Here is a 17,706-nt window from a genome sequence, read left to right on the forward strand (position 1 = left end):
TCGCAGTCTCCGGTTTTGCATGCCGATTGAAATCAGGATTCAGCGGGTACATGGAGGTGCGGGCGGTAGTAGAGGAAAGTCTTGCCGGCGCCGTCGCTGGAACATTTTTTCGACGCTCGCAGGCCACCACGGGCGTTGTGGTGTTGGGTGGATCGAGTGGTCGTGTTGATGTCGGGCGCGCGCGGCTTTTTACAGATGCCGGTACGTCGGCCTTGGCGTTGCAGTGGTTTGGCGGCGAGGGCCAGATTCCGGGAATATGTGAAATTCCCCTGGAAACGTTCTTTGCAGCAACAGACTATCTCATTGAAACAGGGTGCCGTCGCATCGTTTATGTCGGCACATCCAAAGGTGCCGAGGCCTCATTGCTTGCCGCGGTCCATGACCAGCGAATCAACGCGGTGGTCGCGATCAGCCCGTCATCGGTAGTTTGGGGGAATATCGGTGCGGGCCGGGATGGTGCCAGTTGGCCTGAACGATCCTCATGGTCGCTCAACGGTATCGCGCTGCCGTTTGTGCCGGCAGATCCAGATTGGACACGAGAGTATGTGGATGGCCTGGTATCTTACAGGGGGCTTTTCGAATGCTGTTTGAAAACCTTCAAGAGCGAAGCGAATGCGGCGACCATCCCCGTTGAGACCATATCGGCCGAGCTTCTGCTTGTCGCCGGTGGCAACGATGCGCTGTGGCCTTCCCTATCGTTCGCCCGAGATATTATTAGGCGGCGCGGCGAAGCAGGTAAGGTCACTCATCTCATTTCGTCGCCGGATGCGGGACACCGCATTCTGTTGCCAGGCGAGAGCACACCACGCTCGACATTGCACGCACATGGAGGCAATGACGAGGCCGATTCAAAGCTGGGCAGAAAGGCTTGGGAAGGCATCCGAGGCCTGCTGTAGTAGCAGTTCGAGAATGCCTTCCATGGCCGTGTCGCAAAATTCCGAGTTGCGTGCCTGTCTCGGCCGGTTCCGCCTACCGCAGCGCCGCCGCGATGTTGCCGCCGTCGACCGTCGTCACATCGGCTGTGGTCCGATCGGCCAGCGCTTGATGCAGAAAGGCCTGGGCGACGTCTTCGGCCGTCACTTCCTGCCCGAGCAGGTTGCCGGACATGTACTCCTTCTCCGATACGCCGCGCGCGCCCGAGCGGCTGGCGATCATGGCGTCGGTCAACAGCCCCGAACGGATGCGGTCGGCGTTGACGGCATTGGAGCGGATGCCTTGCGCGCCGTAGTCGAGCGCATATTGCCTGGACATGAACAGCGTTGCCGCCTTCGGGATGCCGTAAGCGCCGAACTTCGGTCCCGGATTGATCGCCTGCTTGGAGGTATTGAACAACAGCACGCCGCCGGTGCCCTGTTCGAGCATGATGCGCACGGCATTCTGCGCCGCCGACTGGTGGGCGAAGAAATTGAGTTCGAAACTTTTGCGCAAAGTGGCGTCGTCGAGCTCGCCGATCCGGCCCTCCCAGGCTGCGCCCGCATTGGAGACGAGAATGTCGAGGCCGCCGAAGACGGCGACGGCTTTGTCGAACGCAGCGCGCATCTGCTCCGGATCGGTGATGTCGGCGCCAATGCCGATCGAACCGTTACCGGCTTTTTTGGCGGCCTCGGCAGCTCTTGACCCGTCGACATCGACGACCACCGCATGGGCACCGTTGTCGGCGAATAGCTTTGCCGTGGCAGCACCGATCGCGCCGGCGCCGCCGGTGACCAGTACCACCTGGCCGGTCAGCGGCTTCGGCTTGTTGGCGGCGAGTTTGGCCTGTTCCAGCGACCAGTATTCGAGCGGGAACAGATCGGCTTTGGAGAGCGGGCGGAAATCGCCGACGGCTTCGGCGCCGCGTACCGCCTCGATCCACATTTCGCCGACGTCGGAGGCGATCTTCGCGTCCTTGAGCGTGCGGCCGTGGCCGAACATGCCGAGGCCGGGCACCAGCGTCAGCCGTGGCATCGTGTCGAGCATGGTGCGCTTCACGTCGTCGAGCGCATCGTTGGTTTCGAAATAGGCGCGATAGTCCTTGGCGAATTTTTCGACATGCTGGCGGATGACGGATTTGTAGTCGCCGACATTGTCCGCGTCGGGCGCCGGCAGTGCCATCGGTCCGGTCTTGATGCGGATCGACAGGTCGGGCGTCGACACGCCGCGTCCGGCATAGTCGGCAATTCTAGCCGAATTGATGAAATCGACGATCGCATCCGAGGTGCGGAAATCGCTGACCATGCGGTCGAAGCGGCCTTCGCCGCGTGCCACCGCCACCGCGCCGCGCAGCATCGGCGCAATGTCCGCGGGCTTGGCCAATCTGGCCGGCAAGGCCGCTTTTTCGGTGCGCGGCTTGCCGTGGCTGGCGATGAAATCCTCGGCGACGTTCACATAATGGATCATCCGGTCATAGGCCTGCCTGGCATCGTCGCCGAAGGTGAAAATGCCGTGCTTGTCGAGGATCAGGCCTTCGACCGTCGGGTCGGCGTCGAAAACATCGGCGGCAGCCTTCGCCAGATCGAAGCCCGGCATGATGTAAGGCACGAACCCCATTTTCTCGCCGAACACTTTTCTGCTCAGCGCCTCGCTGTCCTCCTGGTCGACGATGGCCAGGATTGCGGTCGAATGCGTGTGGTCAACGAATTTGTGCGGCAGGAAGGCGTGCAGCAGCGTCTCGACCGAAGGGTTGGGCGAGGACGGATCGATCAGGTTCGCCCGCTGCAGCGCGACCATGTCCTCGTCGGAGAGCTTCTTGAGCGACCGCGCCTTCAACAGCGCGCCGAGCTTGACCGCCGGCAGGCCCTGCGGCTCGATGACGCCCATGTCCCAGCCGCTGCCCTTGACGCAGAGCACGTCCCATTCGTCGCCGACAAGATCGGTGGCCTTGGTCTTGCACGAGGTGTTGCCGCCGCCATGCAGGACGAGCCGCGGCTCGCCGCCCAGCAGCCTGGTCGTATAGACGCGCAGCGCCAGGTCGCGGGCCACACCCTTCTTTGCATAGTCGGCGACCAGCTTCTCCGCGTCGCCGTCATTCCACAGGTTCTTCATGTCAGCTTCGTCCGATTTCTCTTTTGTTGTGAACAGGAATGCCGCGACGCCCTGATGACAATGCGTCGGCGACTGAAACTAGGTATCAGGCGACCTTTTCTGCTACTGCTCCGGCATGGTCGAGCAGCCGTCGCGCCATGCGCGCGCCGACGACGAGATGGGTGCAGAGCCCGCCGGCGATCGCCGCGACGAGCGGTTCGAACTTGCTCTCTTCCTGCACCACCACAAGGCGCTTTTCGATCTGGCGCAGCGATGACAGCTCTGCCGAAATCAGCCGGCGGTTGTAGCTGCAGTCGAGCGCCTGGCCTTCGGTATCGATGATCTGCCCGGCAATGACGCCGGCTGCACCCGCCTTGCGCAATGCAGCCATTTCGCTTGGCGTCAGCGCGCCGCATTTGACCAGATGGCTGTCGGTATCCACCGAGCCAACCGAGTATAGCGCCAGGTCGCAGTCACCGATACCCGACAACTGCTCGCGGATCACCGGTTCGGCGCGCAGGCCGCGTGCCAGTTCTTCCGTCGTCAGCACCAGCGGCGCGTAAAAATTCAGCCCCTTGGCATTGAGCCGGCGCGCGATTTCCATGGTGCATTGGTCCGGCCGGTACGAATAGGGTGCTCCCAGATTGCCGCAGAGCTGCACCACCGTCACGTCCTGCAGGTCGGCATAGGACATGATGTCGGCGATCGTGTAGATGGTCCGCCCCCAGGCGACGCCGATACGGTCGCCCTTCCTGACCAACTCAAGAAAGACGCTTGCCGCCAGCACCGCGATGTCGGTCGACGGATCGGCGACATAGCCGTTTTCCGGCGCGATCCAGACCGCGTCGAGCTTAAGCGCGTCTTCCAGCTTGCGTGCCAGCACGTCGTCGGTGAAAAGCTGGGTCGAGGTGGAGATGTTGACGATGCCGGTCTCGCGCGCCTTGCGCAGATACATGGCCACCGAGGCACGGGAAATCTTGAGTTGGCTGGCCACCTGGTCCTGGCGCAGGCCGTGTGCATAGTAAAGCCAGGCGGCCTTGTGGATAAGCTGTTCTGCCGGTCGGATCGCCATACCATCTCCTCGCTGACATTAGTCACGGCTCTCGACAAAAGTCAAATTGGGAGGAAGGCATAGATGCCCTTGCGCTCGCCGAATCTAGACCATTCTTGTGCCAAGCGCGGTCTATGATGGCATCGTTGGTGGTGACGGGCCGGAAGCCGGTAGCTAAAGTTCTCGACGAACACATTGCGGAGGACGGGATGGGCAATCCCTATGAACAGGACCTCGACCGGAACCCGGCCAACCACCAGCCGCTGACGCCGCTGACCTATTTTGAACGGGCGGCAAAAACCTTTCCCGACCAGACCGCCATCATCCATGGCCGCCAGCGCACGACCTATCGCGATTTCTGGAAGCGCTCGCTGAGGCTTGCCTCGGCGCTGGCGAAGCGCGGCATCGGCAGGGGCGACACCGTTACCGTCATGCTGTCCAACACGCCGCCGATGCTGGAAGCGCATTTCGGCGTGCCGATGACCAAGGCGGTGCTGCATTCGCTCAACACCCGCCTCGACGCCGCGGTCATTGCCTTCCAGCTCGAGCATGCCGAAACCAAGGTGCTGATCGTCGACCGCGAATTCGCCGGCGTGGTTCGACAAGCGCTGACGCTGGCCAAGGTCAAGCCGCTGGTGATCGACTACGACGATCCCGATTACGCCGCCGACGCGCCCTATGCCAAGGGCCTGCGGATCGGCACGCTCGACTACGAGGCGTTTGTCGCCGGCGGCGACGAGGATTTCGCCTGGTCGATGCCGGACGACGAATGGGACGCCATATCGCTCAACTACACCTCCGGCACGACAGGCAATCCGAAGGGCGTCGTCTGCCACCACCGCGGCGCGGCACTGATGGCCTATGCCAACACCATCCATGCCGGCATGGGCAAGCACCCGGTCTACCTCTGGACGTTGCCGATGTTCCACTGCAACGGCTGGTGCTTTCCCTGGACGCTTGCCGTGCAGGCTGGCACCCATGTCTGCCTGCGCTGGGTGCGGCCGAAGCCGATCTACGACGCCATCGCTGATCACGGCGTCACCCATCTCTGCGGTGCACCCATAGTCATGTCGGTGCTGATCAACGCCAGGGACGAGGACAAGCGGCAGTTCCCGCAGACCGTCACCTTCAACACCGCCGCGGCGCCGCCGCCCGAGGCGGTGCTGTCGGGCATGGCCGATGCGGGCTTTGCCGTCACCCATCTCTACGGCCTGACCGAAACCTATGGCCCGGCCGTCGTCAACGAATGGCATGGCGATTGGGACCGGCTGGAGAAAGGGGCGAGGGTGGCAAAGAAGGCCAGGCAAGGCGTACGCTATGCCGCGCTCGAAGGCCTGACGGTGATGGACCCGCAGACGATGCAAGAGACGCCGGCCGACGGCGAGACGATCGGCGAGGTGATGTTCCGCGGCAATATCGTCATGAAGGGCTATCTCAGGAACCGCAAGGCGAGCGATGAGGCCTTTGCCGGCGGCTGGTTCCATTCGGGCGACCTCGGCGTCATGCACCCGGATGGCTACGTCCAGCTCAAGGACCGTTCCAAGGACATCATCATCTCCGGCGGCGAAAACATCTCCTCGATCGAGGTCGAGGAGGCACTCTACAAGCATCCTGCCGTCGCTTCTTGCGGCGTTGTCGCCCGATCCGACGACAAATGGGGCGAGGTGCCGGTCGCCTATGTCGAGTTGAAGCCGGGCAAGGCGGCGACCGAGGCCGAAATCATTGAGCACTGCCGCGCGCTGCTCGCCCGCTTCAAGGTGCCGAAAGCGGTGATCTTTGCAGAAATCCCTAAGACTTCGACGGGCAAGATCCAGAAGTTCCGGCTGCGGGAGATGGCGAAGCAGCCTTAGCGCCTGACCCGAAAACGGAACCGATTTCGGGAGGCATCATTTCAAAATCCTGTGCGTTCAAAAAGACGCGCGGTGTTGCAGGCGCGCCCGGCGGGAACCACATGCGCTTCATGGGCCAACTCCGTCCAGAGATGTCACCATCTGTCATCAGCGGCGTCAGCTGGCCGAAATCATGTCTTGACAGGTGATGGTTTTCAATTTACGAGTGACGAAATTCTAAATTCGTCAGTCGTAAATTTTGGCCAACGAGATGCTTGAAACCTTAGACACCACCGCCGATTCCGCCCGCCAGGAAAATGTCACGCGCATCCTGGATTGCGCGGAGCGATTGTTCCGCCACTACGGCTACGGCAAGACCAACGTCGCCGACATAGCGCGCGAACTTGGCATGTCGACCGCCAACATCTATCGCTTCTTCGCCTCCAAGGTGGAAATTCACCAGGCGGTTTGCGGCCGTATGCTCGCCACCTGCTACCGGTTGACCTACGAAGCCTGCCATGGTCCCGGCACCGCCAGCGAGAAGCTCCGCCGCTATGTGCATACGCACTATCAGTGGACGCTCGAGACCATGATCGACCAGGAGAAAGTGCACGAGATGGTCATCGTCGCCATCGAACGCGATTGGCATGTCATCGAAAAGCACATCGACAGCATCCACGAATTGGTCGCGGAAGTGATCCGCGAGGGCATCGCCACCGGCGAGTTCGTCGATCAGGATCCGGTGATCGCGTCCAGGTGTTTCGGCGCTGCTATTATCAGCCTCTGTCATCCGCAGATGATGGCCCAATGCCTCGCCAAGAAGAACCGGGCGACGCCGGACGAGCTTACCGAGTTTGCCATCAGAGCCTTGAAGAAATGACCGTTGCCGCCCGTCGGGCGGTGATGTCGGCAATTCATCCCCACAGTTCGGGAGTACGAAAAGTGTCTTTGTCCAAGTCCATCACCTACAGGCTACCGGCCGCCGGCCTGGCACTGATTGTCGTTGCCGCTCTCGGCCTCGCCGGCTGCTCGCAGGAGAAAGCCGAGGTCAAGGAGATCATCCGCCCGGTCAAGGTGGTCGAGATCGCCAAGGCGAGCGATACCCGTCAGCTCTCCTATTCCGGATCGGTGCGCGCCCGCACCGAGATGAATCTCGGCTTTCGCATCAACGGCAAGATCACCGAGCGCCTTGTCGACATCGGTGACCGCGTCAAGCCCGGCGACGTTCTCGCCCGCATCGATCCCACCGACTACGAGCTTTCGGTGAGAAGCGCCCAGGCCAGCCTCGATGCCGCCGACCGTCAGGTCGAGACAGTCGAGCTTACGCGCAAGCGCGCCGAACAGCTCTACGCCAAGAATTTCGCACCGAAGTCGCAGCTCGAGCAGGCGACGCTCAGTTACAATCAGGCGGTCGCCACGCGCGACTCCGCCCGCTCGCAGCTTGCCCAGGCACAGAACCAGGTCCGCTATACCGATCTCAAGGCGGACAAGAATGGCATCGTCACCGCCGTTGCCGCCGATGTCGGCCAGGTGGTCGGCTCAGGCACGCCGGTGGTGACCGTTGCCATCGACGGCGAGAAGGAAGTCCTGATCGCTGTTCCCGAAACCGATATCGCCGAGTTCAAGCCGGGCAAGACCGTCAAGGCGGGTTTCTGGTCCGATGAGGCGCTGACGCTCGAAGGCAAGGTCCGCGAAGTCGCCGGCAGCGCCGATCCGCAGTCGCGCACCTTTGCCGTTCGCGTCAGCCTGCCCAACGATCCGAACGTGCTGCTTGGCATGACGGCCTCCATCGAAGCCGCGGCGGGCAACCGGCAGCAGCTGGTGTCGATCCCGCTGAGCGCATTGGCACAAAAGGACAGCCAATCGATCGTCTGGACCGTCGACCGCAGTGGCGGTACCGTTCATGCGCATCCGGTCAAGGTCGCCGCCTTCACGCCTGACGGCGTCAGTGTCGCCGACGGGCTGAAGCCGGGCGATGTGGTCGTCGCTGCCGGCACGCAGTTCATGACCGAGAATCTGAAAGTCAAGCTTACCGGTGATGCAGCACAACAGTCGGCCTCGGCCGATGATGACGCCGCAAGGCGCTTGCGCTGACGGCCAGGCAATTCACGGTTTCCGGGCGGCAGGCGCCCCCGATTTTCGAGATCTCAGGTCGATGTAACCCCCACATCGATCCTCGTGTCCCACCGCGATGTAGATCTCTCAACTCGGAAAGCCTCGCCGCTCGGAAGCCCACATCGGAAGTTCCTTGGGCATGCGAAAGCGCGTGCTCTGTTGATCAAATTGAAACGGACTGACGCCGATGACCACCGACACCACTGAAAAGCGGTCTTTCAATCTTTCGCGCTGGGCAATCGGCCATCCGAGCATTGCCCGCTTCCTGTTCGGGCTTATCATCGTCGCCGGTGCGCTCGGCCTGATGCGCATGGGCCAGAAGGAAGATCCCGATTTCACCTTCCGCGTCATGGTCGTCCAGGCGATCTGGCCGGGCTCCTCGATCAAGGAGATGGAGGACCAGGTCGTCAACAAGATCGAGCGCAAGCTGCAGGAAACGCCGCATCTCGATTTCGTCCGCTCCTACACCCGCGCCGGCAGCGCCATCATCACCTTGCAGGTCAAGGGCGACACCAGTCCCGCGCAGGTCGCGGATGCGTTCTATCAGGTGCGCAAGAAGGTCGGCGATATCTCGAATGAACTGCCGCAGGGCTTGCTCGGGCCCTACTTCAACGACGAATTCGGCGACACATTCATCACCCTGCATTCGATCAGCGGCGATGGCTACGGCTATCCCGAGCTGAAGAAATTCGCCATCCAGGCACGCGACATGCTGCTGACGACGCCCGGCGTCGAGAAAGCCGTGATCATCGGCGACCAGCCGGAAAAGCTCTACATCGACGTTTCATCCAAGGTGCTTGCCGAACGCGGCCTGACGCTGACCGACCTGCAGAATGCGATCAGGGGCCAGAACAATGTCGACCCGGCAGGTTCGGTCGACACCGGCCAGCGTTCGGTGCGCATCTCGGTCGAAGGCGACGTGGCCAGGGCGGCCGACATTCGCGAGCTTCGGCTGCGGGCCGGCAACCAGGTGACGCGCCTCGGCGACATCGCCACCGTGACCTCCGGCCTCGAGGACCCTTATCAGCGCAAATACCGCTTCAACGGCCATGACAGCGTCCAGCTCGGCGTCGTCATGGCCAAGGGCTTCAACGTCACCGACGTCGGCAAGGACGTCGAAGCGACCTACAAGCGCTTCGAGGAGGCGCTGCCCTATGGCGTGTCGGTGGACCAGGTCTCCGACCAGCCGGAAGTCGTCAAGGATGCGGTGGCCGAGTTCATGGAAGCGCTCGGTGAAGCGCTGCTGATCGTGCTTGTCGTCTCGTTCCTGTCGATCGGCTGGCGTTCGGGTCTGGTGATCGCGATCGTCATTCCGCTGGTCCTGGCCGCCACCTTCGCCATCATGTACGAGCTCGGCATCGACCTGCAGCGCATCTCGCTCGGCGCGCTGATCATCGCCCTTGGCCTCTTGGTCGACGACGCGATGATCGTCGTCGAAATGATGGAGCGAAAGCTCGAGGAAGGCTTGGTCAAGGTCGAGGCGGCGAGCTTCGCCTATTCCTCGACCGCCTTCCCGATGCTGACCGGCACGCTGATCACCACGGCCGGCTTCATCCCCGTCGGTTTCGCCGCCTCGACGGCCGGCGAATATGTGCGCACCCTGTTCTACGTCGTCGGTATCGCGCTGGTCGTGTCCTGGTTCGCGGCGGTCTATTTCACGCCATGGCTCGGCCACATGATCCTGAAGCAGCGCAAGCACGCCGGCAGCCATCACGATGTCTTCGACACGGGCTTCTACCGTCGCCTTCGCTCGACCGTGACCTGGGCCGTGCGCCATCGCATCATCGTGCTGGTGATGACGATGATGACCTTTGCCACCAGCCTGTGGGCGTTCCAGTTCATCCCGCAGAATTTCTTCCCGCAATCGTCGCGCCCGGAAATCCTTGTCGACCTCTGGCTGCCGGAAGGCACCAGCATCAAGGAAGTCGAGACACAGGCCAAGGCGCTCGAAGCCAGGATGATGGACGACAAGGACAAGCGCTTCATCGCCACCTATATCGGCGAAGGCGCGCCGCGTTTCTTCCTGCCGCTCGACCAGCAGCTTCGCAATCCGAATTTCGCCCAGCTTCTGGTGATGGCCAATGACGAACCGGCCCGCGAGCGGCTGATTGTCAAGCTGCGCACCATCCTGGCCGAGGATTTCCCGTCGATCCGCGCCAAGGTCGACCGCCTGTTCCTTGGTCCGCCGACCGGCTGGCCGGTGCAGATGCGCGTCATGGGTCCGGATCGCCAGGAGGTGCGCCGCATCGCCGACGAGGTGAAGGCGAAGTTCCAGGCAAATCCGCTGCTCGGCGCCATCCACGACGACTGGCTGGAGCCGGTGCCGGCGATGAAGCTGGTGATCGACCAGGATCGCGCCCGTGCGCTCGGCGTCACCTCGCAGCGCATCCGCCAGATGCTGCAGGCGACCATGTCGGGAGCGCCGCTCGATGACTTCCGCGACGGCGAGGAGACGGTTTCGATCGTCGCCCGCGAACCGGAGGCAAGCCGTCACCTGCTGTCGGCGGTCGATTCCGTCTATATCCCGACGGATTTCGGTGGCTCCGTGCCGCTGTCGCAGGTCGCCAAGATTGTCCCGGTGCTGGAGCAAGGCGTCGAATGGCGGCGCGACCGCTTGCCGACCATCAGCGTACGCGCCACGCTGCCGGATGGCGTGCAGCCGAACGATGTCGCCATGAAAATGTATGGCGAGATGTCGGGCCTGCGCGCCGGCCTCGCACCCGGCTACAAGATCGAGATCCAGGGCGGCGCCGAGGATGCGGCCGAAAGCCAGGCCTCGATTGCGGCGAAAGCTCCAGTCATGCTGGCGGTCATCGTCGTGCTGCTGATGATCCAGCTGCAGCATTTCGGGAAGGCGATGCTGGTGCTGGCGACCGGTCCGCTCGGCATCATCGGTGCGGCGGCGGCACTTTTGATCAGCGGTGCGCCGTTCGGCTTCGTCGCCATCCTCGGTGTTATCGCCCTGCTCGGCATCATCATGCGAAACTCGATCATCCTGGTCGATCAGATCGACCAGGACATCGCCGCCGGCGTGGAGCGCTCCGAGGCCATCATCGGCTCGGCCGTTCGCCGGTTCCGGCCGATCGTGCTGACGGCGCTGACGGCGGTGCTGGCGCTGATCCCGATCTCGCGCGGCGTCTTCTGGGGGCCGCTCGCCTATGCCATGATGGGCGGCATCCTGGTCGCCACGGTGCTGACCATCCTTGTCCTGCCGGCAGCCTACGCGCTGTTCTTCGGCCGGGAGCCCAAGAAGGTGGTGGAGCAGCCGGCCGAGACGGAAGAAAAGAACGAAAGGCCGCAACTGGCCCTGGCGGCCGAATAGAGCTGTTGGCAAATGTGACCTCCGGCGGTTTAATCCGCCCACCAGGCGTAGGTGCCGGAGGAGGACCGTCATGACCATAGCTCAGGCACCGCTGCGGCTGCCGATCGACGGACGCCATCGCCAGATGTTCATCGGCGGTGGCTGGGTCGATGCCCGCTCCGGCCGGACCATGGAGACCCGCAATCCTGCCACCGGCGCGGTCATCGCCACGGTGCCGCGCGGAGACCGCCTCGACATCGACTTGGCGGTGACTGCCGCCCGCAAGGCGTTCGAGGGACCGTGGAGCCGGCTCAAACCTTACGAGCGGCAGGTACTGCTGCTGAGGATCGCCGATCTCTTCGAAAAGAACTGGGAAGAGATCAGCCTCTCCGACACCACCGACATGGGTATGCCGATCGTGCGCACCCGCGCCAATCGCAACCGCGTCATCGGCATGCTGCGCTATTATGCCGGCATGGCGACGGCGCTGCACGGCGAGACGATCGAGAACTCGCTGCCCGGCGAAATCGTCTCCTTCACCCGCAAGGAGGCGGTCGGCGTCGTCGGCGCCATCATTCCCTGGAACGCGCCGACCGCCGCGTCGATCTGGAAAATCGGCCCGGCGCTGGCGACCGGCTGTACCATCGTGCTGAAACCATCGGAAGAGGCGCCGCTGACGCCACTGCTGATCGCCGACATCATGAACGAGGCCGGCGTCCCGGAAGGCGTCGTCAACATCGTCACCGGCACCGGCACCGAGGCGGGCGCCGCACTCGCCGAGCACATGGGCGTCGACAAAATCGTCTTCACCGGCTCGACGGCGACCGGCCAGTCGATCGTGCGCGCCTCGGCCGGCAACCTCAAGCGCGTCTCGCTGGAGCTTGGCGGCAAGTCGCCGGTCATCGTCTGCGCCGATGCCGATCTCGACAAAGCGGTGCCGGTGGCCGCGATGTCGGTGTTCGCCAATTCCGGCCAGATCTGCATCGCCGGTTCGCGCCTTTTCGTCGAACGCGCGGTCCATGACGAGTTCATCGAGCGTCTCGCGGCATACGCCAAGGGTCTCAGGGTCGGCGACGGCATCGACCCGGCGACCGAGATCGGCCCGCTCGTCTCCGAAAAGCAGTTGCAACGGGTCACCGGTTACCTCGAGGCCGGTACTGCAGAAGGGGCGAAACTCGTCACCGGAGGCACCCGGCTTGTGGAAGGCGCGCTTGCCGCCGGCAATTTCGTCGCGCCGACTGTCTTTGCCGGCGTCTCGGACGATATGAAGATCGCGCGCGAGGAGATCTTCGGGCCGGTGATTTCAGCCTTGCCGTTCGATACGCTGGACGAGGCGGTCGAGCGGGCCAACAACACGCCTTACGGCCTGGCTGCAGGGGTCTTCACCCAAAATCTCGCCACCGCCCACCGGCTGTCGCAAAAGATCCGCGCCGGCTCGGTCTGGGTCAACACCTATCACGCCATCGATCCGGCCGTGCCCTTCGGCGGCTACAAGATGAGCGGCTACGGCCGCGAGGGCGGCGCCGAACACCTTGACGAATATCTCAACACCAAGGGCGTGTTCATCAAGATCGATTGAGCCAGAATAGGCCCAGAAACGAAAAACCCGCCTCAGCGGCGGGTCTCGGGGCGAATCAGCACCATGGCGGGATTAGTAGCATAGCTGCCGGCACAAAGCAAGAACAAAATGCAAGCGATCGAGCGCGCATCGCGCGCCCAATCCGTAGAACGGTTCATCGTTTCACGGAAACGCCGAACCGCTCTATTTTTTGTTTTGAGGCAATTCCGGCCGGAAAACCGTTCACACCTTTTCCTGGAATTGCTCTCAAGGCAAGCCTCAGATGACGAACAGCCAGTTGGCGAGCAGCATCACCGCGACGCCGGCGATCAGCGTCAGGTAGGGCAGCATGCCCGCCTTTCGCACTGCGAGGTCGGACGAGTTCATGCCGAGATCGGCCAGCATGTGGTCGGGGAACTTGCCTTTGTCCTGGATGTAGTGCCGGAAGCAGAACACCGGGATGATCAAGGCGGCCGTGATCAGCCCGGCCCACAATGCCATCGGGTTCCAGACCTTGGCGCCGGCGCCCATGAAGACCGCGTTGACATAGGCAAAGATAGCGCCGAGGCCGAGCAGCCAGCTCGGCGCCTTCCATGGCCGCGCAATGTGGCCATTGTCGATGCGGTGGATCCAGCCGGCATTGAGGTTGAGGAAGTTGAAGATGATGTAGCCGCAATTCGACACGGCGAGGATGAAGAAGAAGCTCGTCGCGTCGGCCGAAGCGATGGCCAGCACAATCAGGTTGAAGATCAAGTCGGTCCACATCGCCCGCGTCGGCGCACCGTGCTCGTTGACGTGGCTGAGGTAGCGCGGCAGCCAGCCGTCGACCGAACCCTGGTAGAGCGTGCGCGAAGAGCCGGCCATCGCCGTCATGATGCAGAGCACCAGCGCCAGGATCATCAGCATGACCAGCAGGCTGTGGATCAGCTGTCCGCCGCCGACCATGCCAGCCAGCGCATCGGCAACGCCGGAGCCGTCGACGATCGGCGTCGCCAGCATGCCGTTCAAGCCGAGCACGCCCTGGAAGGTGAACGGCACCAGGATGAACAGCAGCATGCACAGAAGGCCGGAATAGAAGATCGCCTTGAAGGTATCGGTGCCCGGGTTCTTGAACTCGGAGGTGTAGCAGACGGCGGTCTCGAAACCGTAGGTCGACCATGCCGCGATGAACATGCCGCCGAGAACGAGCGTCCAGCCTGCGATGTTCCACGCGCCGGGCTCCGGCGCGTAGGCTGCCGCGAGCGGGACCAGCGGCGAAAAGTTTGCCCAGTCGATCTGGCCGGTGACGATCGGCACCACGCCGACGATCAGCATCGGGATGATGACGAGCAGGCCGATATATTTCTGCACGTTGGCGGTGCCAAGGATGCCGCGATGCTGGATGGAGAAGATGATCAGCATCAGCACCGCGCCGATGAAGAAGGTGGCATTGAAGGTGAAGGAAACCGGGCCAAGCGTATGACCGTAAAGCGTCCAGTTGCGGATCGCCGGCGTCGCCGCAGTGGTGCCCGCGGTGATGGCGTCGGCGGCGCTGGTTCCGGCATGGGCCGCGATATAGGCGGCGACTTCCGGCGAAGTGTCGGTGAACAGCGGCACCGGCGCCAGCGCATTGAGGATATAGGCGGCGGCGATCGAGCAGCCGAGCGACAGCACCGGCGACCAGGCGAACCAGTTGCACCACACCGAAAGCGGCGCGATGAATTTCGAATAGCGCAGCCACGCGGTGGCGCCATAGACCGAGGCGCCGCCGGACTTGTTCGGGAACAGGCCGGCGATTTCCGCATAGGTGAAGGATTGCAGGAAGCCCATGATCATGGATGCGGTCCAGATCATGAAGGCCAGCGTTCCGGTGGTGCCGGCAATGCCGCCGATCGAAAACAGGACAAGGGCCGGAACGCCGCTTGCCACCCAAAAGGCGCCGCGCCAATCGATGTTTCGGTGCAGCTGCCCTTCGGCAGGCGGCACCAGGGTGGTGACTATCGTGCTCATTTACGCGAATTCCCCATTTTTGATGTTCCCCATCGGCAACAGCCGCAATCTCGCGAGGCGTCATCGACGCTCACGTTGAACTGCCCAGGCGTTTTCCGCTCAGTAGTATTTTATTCTTAGCAGTGAAGATTGACCCAACGCGCTTTCACGTCAAGCGGTTTGTGACGCTGTGCACATTGCGCTTGTGAAACAGTCGAGCTTCGTTGGCGCTGCCAACGGGTGCGGTCTTTCCTTCTCCCCTTGTGGGAGAAGGTGGCCGAGCGTAGCTCGGTCGGATGAGGGGTGTTCCAGCTTGGCAAAACCGCACTTCGTCCAGCGCCCCTCAACCGTCTTGGCGCTGCGCGCCAATCCACCTTCTCCCACAAGGGGAGAAGGGAAGAACCGGGCAGCGTCGATCAGGAGCGCGGCCTGGTCTTCTGCGGATCGTAGTGGGCAATGGCGACGACGCGCGCCGGCAGCCGCTTGCTGTGGCCGTCGAGCTTGCCGATCTCGACCTCGGTGCCGATCGCCGAATGGGTGACGTCGAGCCTGGCCAGCGCGATGGTCTTGTTCAGCACCGGCGAGCGCATGCCGGAGGTGACGACGCCGATCTGGGCGCGACCGACATGCACGCAATCGCCGTGGCCGACCGCGACATTGGCGTCGATGTCGAGGCCGACCAGCTTCTTCTGCGGATTTTCCTTGCGTCGGATCAGCGCCTCGCGGCCGATGAAATCGTCGCTCTTGGTCTTCAGCGGCACGGTGAAGCCGATGCCGGCCTCGAACGGATCGGTCTGGTCGGAGAACTCGTAGCCGGCAAAGATCAGCCCGGCCTCGATGCGCACCATGTCGAGCGCCTGCAGTCCCATCGGCTTCAGGCCGTGCGGCTGGCCAGCCTCCCAGATGGCGTCGAACACCTTTTCCGCGTCGCGCGGATGGCACCAGATCTCGTAGCCGAGCTCGCCGGTGTAGCCGGTGCGCGAGACAACGACGGGAATGCCGTTGCCGCCGCCGATGCGGGCGACGGCAAAGCGGAACCACTCGAGCTCGTCGATCGACGGCTGCAGCGGCGAGGTCCAGATGATCTGCCTGAGAATGTCGCGGCTTTTCGGTCCCTGCACGGCGACATTGTGCATCTGGTCGGTCGATGAACGCACCAGCACGGTAAGGCCGAGTTTCGTCGCCGTTTCGCGCAGCCATTCGCCGGATAGATCGTCGCCGCCAACCCAGCGGAAATTATCCTTGCCGAGCCGAAGCAGCGTGCCGTCGTCGATCATGCCGCCATGCTCGTAGCACATGGCGGAATAGACGACCTGGCCGACGCCGAGCTTCCTGATGTCGCGGGTCAGCGTGTATTGCAGCAGCGCTTCCGAATCCGGGCCGGTGATCTCGAACTTGCGCAGCGGCGACAGGTCCATGATCACTGCATCCTGCCGGCAGGCCCAGTATTCGCCGATCGGGCCTTGCTTGGCGAAGGAATTGGCCAGCCAATAACCCTTGTACTCGACGAAGTTGCGGGTGTGCTTGGCAAAGCTCGAATGAAAGGCGGTCTCGCGGGTCATTTTCGGTTCCGAATCGGGCGTCATGCGTCTGGCGATCGCTCGCGAGAATTTGTGCTGGCCGGAATAGGTCCGCACATGGATGTCGGTCGGGTTCCAGCCATTGGCCGGCGTCGTATCGTCGGGGCAGGCGGACGAGACGCAGACGATGTCGGTCAGCGCCCGCAGCAGCACATAGTCGCCCGGCCGCGACCACGGCTCGTCGGAAACCACGACGCCATACGCGTCGATGGCCGTGTTGAAGAAGAAGTTGATCGCCATCCAGCCGGCGCGGGGCGTCACGCCCTTGTCGGCCAGCGCGCGGTTGAAATTCTCCGAGCAGTTGGGATGGCCGGGATAGCCGATGTCGTCGTAATATTTGGCAGCGCAGGCGAGCGCGAATGCATCGTGGCGGCCGCAAGTGTCCTGGATAACCTCGACCAGCGGCTCCATGTCCTGGTCATAATATTTCGAGTGCAGCCCGGGCATCGGATAGCTCGAACCCATCAGCGTGCGCGTCGTCGTCACGTCGAGCGGATGATCGCGGCCCTTGTCCAGCTTGCGCGCCGAAAAGCACTGGAAGTCGGTGCATTGGCGCCCGTCGACATCGATGATCTGCAGATAGTCGCCGGCTTTGACGAAATAGGCTTCCGCCGTCGCCGAATGGACGCGCAGATCGAGCACCGGATCGGCCAGCGGGTCGGCAAGCCGCGACTTCGCAGCTGGACGGATCGTGGCGCGGCGCAGGATGACGCTGAGCGGCGTTGCGGTATCGTGGCCGTCGACCAGCATCGGACCGCCGGGTGCAGCGACGAGCATCGAGCCGTCGCGGGCGATCGCAAAGCTCTGTTCGGTGCCGGCAGGGGTGGAGCCGCCGAAGACGCGGACCGCCTTTGCCTGATCTAGCTGTACCTGGCGACGTTCGAGGCCTCGGCGCAAGGAAGCGAGGCTATCGTCGCTATCGGCCAGCAGCGCCTTAATGCCGGCGGCATTGCTGTTCGATTTTTCGCCGAGAATACCGGGATCGGTTACGCCGGTGCTGTCCCATACCAGCAGCTCGCAGGCCTGCCCGCCCTCGATATTGCGCACAGTGATGCTGTCGCCGGCCTCGACCTCTATCAGCACCGCGCCATTGCCCTGAACCGAATAGCGCTCCATCCCGGCCGGCAGCGCGATCTGGCCTGGCCGCAGGATCAGACTCGGCCGGGGCGGTCCGGCGGCGATTACGGGGTAGGGCGACTGGCTCATCTCAACCCTGGTTTCGAGAAACAAGTTTGCCTGTGCGTGAAATTATTTTAGCGGGAAGAATAGGGCAGAAGAGCCGGAGTTGGCAAGGTGAAGGT

The 17,706-nt window shown here is 62.9% G+C and carries 10 protein-coding genes; 6 read left to right on the forward strand and 4 right to left on the reverse strand.

Translation table 11 applies throughout. The features are described 5' to 3' along the window. Positions 1-50 precede the first annotated feature (50 nt). Positions 51-896 (forward strand): acyl-CoA thioester hydrolase/BAAT C-terminal domain-containing protein, encoded by an 846-nt coding sequence (locus tag NKJ09_RS05120; protein ID WP_352482690.1) that lies wholly within the window; start codon positions 51-53, stop codon positions 894-896. Positions 897-969: 73 nt separating this feature from the next. Here NKJ09_RS05120 and NKJ09_RS05125 read toward each other — a convergent pair whose 3' ends face one another. Then, positions 970-3,024, reverse strand: coding sequence for a bifunctional aldolase/short-chain dehydrogenase (locus tag NKJ09_RS05125; protein WP_352482688.1), 2,055 nt, complete (start codon positions 3,022-3,024; stop codon positions 970-972). A gap of 85 nt (positions 3,025-3,109) precedes the next feature. Beyond that, positions 3,110-4,075, reverse strand: coding sequence for a sugar-binding transcriptional regulator (locus NKJ09_RS05130; protein ID WP_352482687.1), 966 nt, complete (start codon positions 4,073-4,075; stop codon positions 3,110-3,112). Positions 4,076-4,263: 188 nt separating this feature from the next. Between NKJ09_RS05130 and NKJ09_RS05135 the strand changes: the two genes are divergently transcribed. The 5 genes from NKJ09_RS05135 (at position 4,264) to NKJ09_RS05155 (ending at position 12,878) form a co-directional block, all read left to right on the forward strand. Beyond that, positions 4,264-5,904, forward strand: coding sequence for an acyl-CoA synthetase (locus tag NKJ09_RS05135; protein WP_352493974.1), 1,641 nt, complete (start codon positions 4,264-4,266; stop codon positions 5,902-5,904). Positions 5,905-6,154: 250 nt separating this feature from the next. After that, a complete protein-coding gene (locus NKJ09_RS05140) occupies positions 6,155-6,763 on the forward strand; it encodes a TetR/AcrR family transcriptional regulator (RefSeq protein ID WP_023716752.1) in 609 nt (202 codons plus the stop codon). A gap of 62 nt (positions 6,764-6,825) precedes the next feature. Beyond that, positions 6,826-7,977 (forward strand): efflux RND transporter periplasmic adaptor subunit, encoded by a 1,152-nt coding sequence (locus NKJ09_RS05145; protein WP_023716753.1) that lies wholly within the window; start codon positions 6,826-6,828, stop codon positions 7,975-7,977. 208 nt (positions 7,978-8,185) lie between these two features. After that, positions 8,186-11,320, forward strand: a complete 3,135-nt coding sequence (locus NKJ09_RS05150) for an efflux RND transporter permease subunit (protein ID WP_352493975.1) — start codon at positions 8,186-8,188, stop codon at positions 11,318-11,320. A gap of 70 nt (positions 11,321-11,390) precedes the next feature. Next, positions 11,391-12,878 (forward strand): aldehyde dehydrogenase family protein, encoded by a 1,488-nt coding sequence (locus tag NKJ09_RS05155; RefSeq protein WP_023716755.1) that lies wholly within the window; start codon positions 11,391-11,393, stop codon positions 12,876-12,878. A 258-nt stretch (positions 12,879-13,136) separates the two neighbouring features. On the opposite strand, the gene NKJ09_RS05160 is transcribed toward NKJ09_RS05155, so the two are convergent. Both NKJ09_RS05160 and NKJ09_RS05165 read right to left on the reverse strand, forming a co-directional pair. After that, positions 13,137-14,846, reverse strand: coding sequence for a trimethylamine N-oxide permease (locus NKJ09_RS05160; protein ID WP_352493976.1), 1,710 nt, complete (start codon positions 14,844-14,846; stop codon positions 13,137-13,139). Positions 14,847-15,241: 395 nt separating this feature from the next. Beyond that, the gene (locus NKJ09_RS05165; protein WP_352493977.1) at positions 15,242-17,611 is read right to left on the reverse strand and encodes a trimethylamine N-oxide demethylase; all 2,370 of its coding nucleotides are present in this window, start codon (positions 17,609-17,611) and stop codon (positions 15,242-15,244) included. Positions 17,612-17,706 lie beyond the last annotated feature (95 nt).

Source organism: Mesorhizobium sp. M0189 (assembly GCF_040322135.1).
Lineage (GTDB): Bacteria > Pseudomonadota > Alphaproteobacteria > Rhizobiales > Rhizobiaceae > Mesorhizobium.

Coding starts and splice junctions, on each gene's coding strand:
- NKJ09_RS05120 (WP_352482690.1), top strand. CDS start 51: ATGGAGGTGCGGGCGGTAGTAGAGGAAAGTCTTGCCGGCGCCGTCGCT.
- NKJ09_RS05125 (WP_352482688.1), bottom strand. CDS start 3,024: ATGAAGAACCTGTGGAATGACGGCGACGCGGAGAAGCTGGTCGCCGAC.
- NKJ09_RS05130 (WP_352482687.1), bottom strand. CDS start 4,075: ATGGCGATCCGACCGGCAGAACAGCTTATCCACAAGGCCGCCTGGCTT.
- NKJ09_RS05135 (WP_352493974.1), top strand. CDS start 4,264: ATGGGCAATCCCTATGAACAGGACCTCGACCGGAACCCGGCCAACCAC.
- NKJ09_RS05140 (WP_023716752.1), top strand. CDS start 6,155: ATGCTTGAAACCTTAGACACCACCGCCGATTCCGCCCGCCAGGAAAAT.
- NKJ09_RS05150 (WP_352493975.1), top strand. CDS start 8,186: ATGACCACCGACACCACTGAAAAGCGGTCTTTCAATCTTTCGCGCTGG.
- NKJ09_RS05155 (WP_023716755.1), top strand. CDS start 11,391: ATGACCATAGCTCAGGCACCGCTGCGGCTGCCGATCGACGGACGCCAT.
- NKJ09_RS05160 (WP_352493976.1), bottom strand. CDS start 14,846: ATGAGCACGATAGTCACCACCCTGGTGCCGCCTGCCGAAGGGCAGCTG.
- NKJ09_RS05165 (WP_352493977.1), bottom strand. CDS start 17,611: ATGAGCCAGTCGCCCTACCCCGTAATCGCCGCCGGACCGCCCCGGCCG.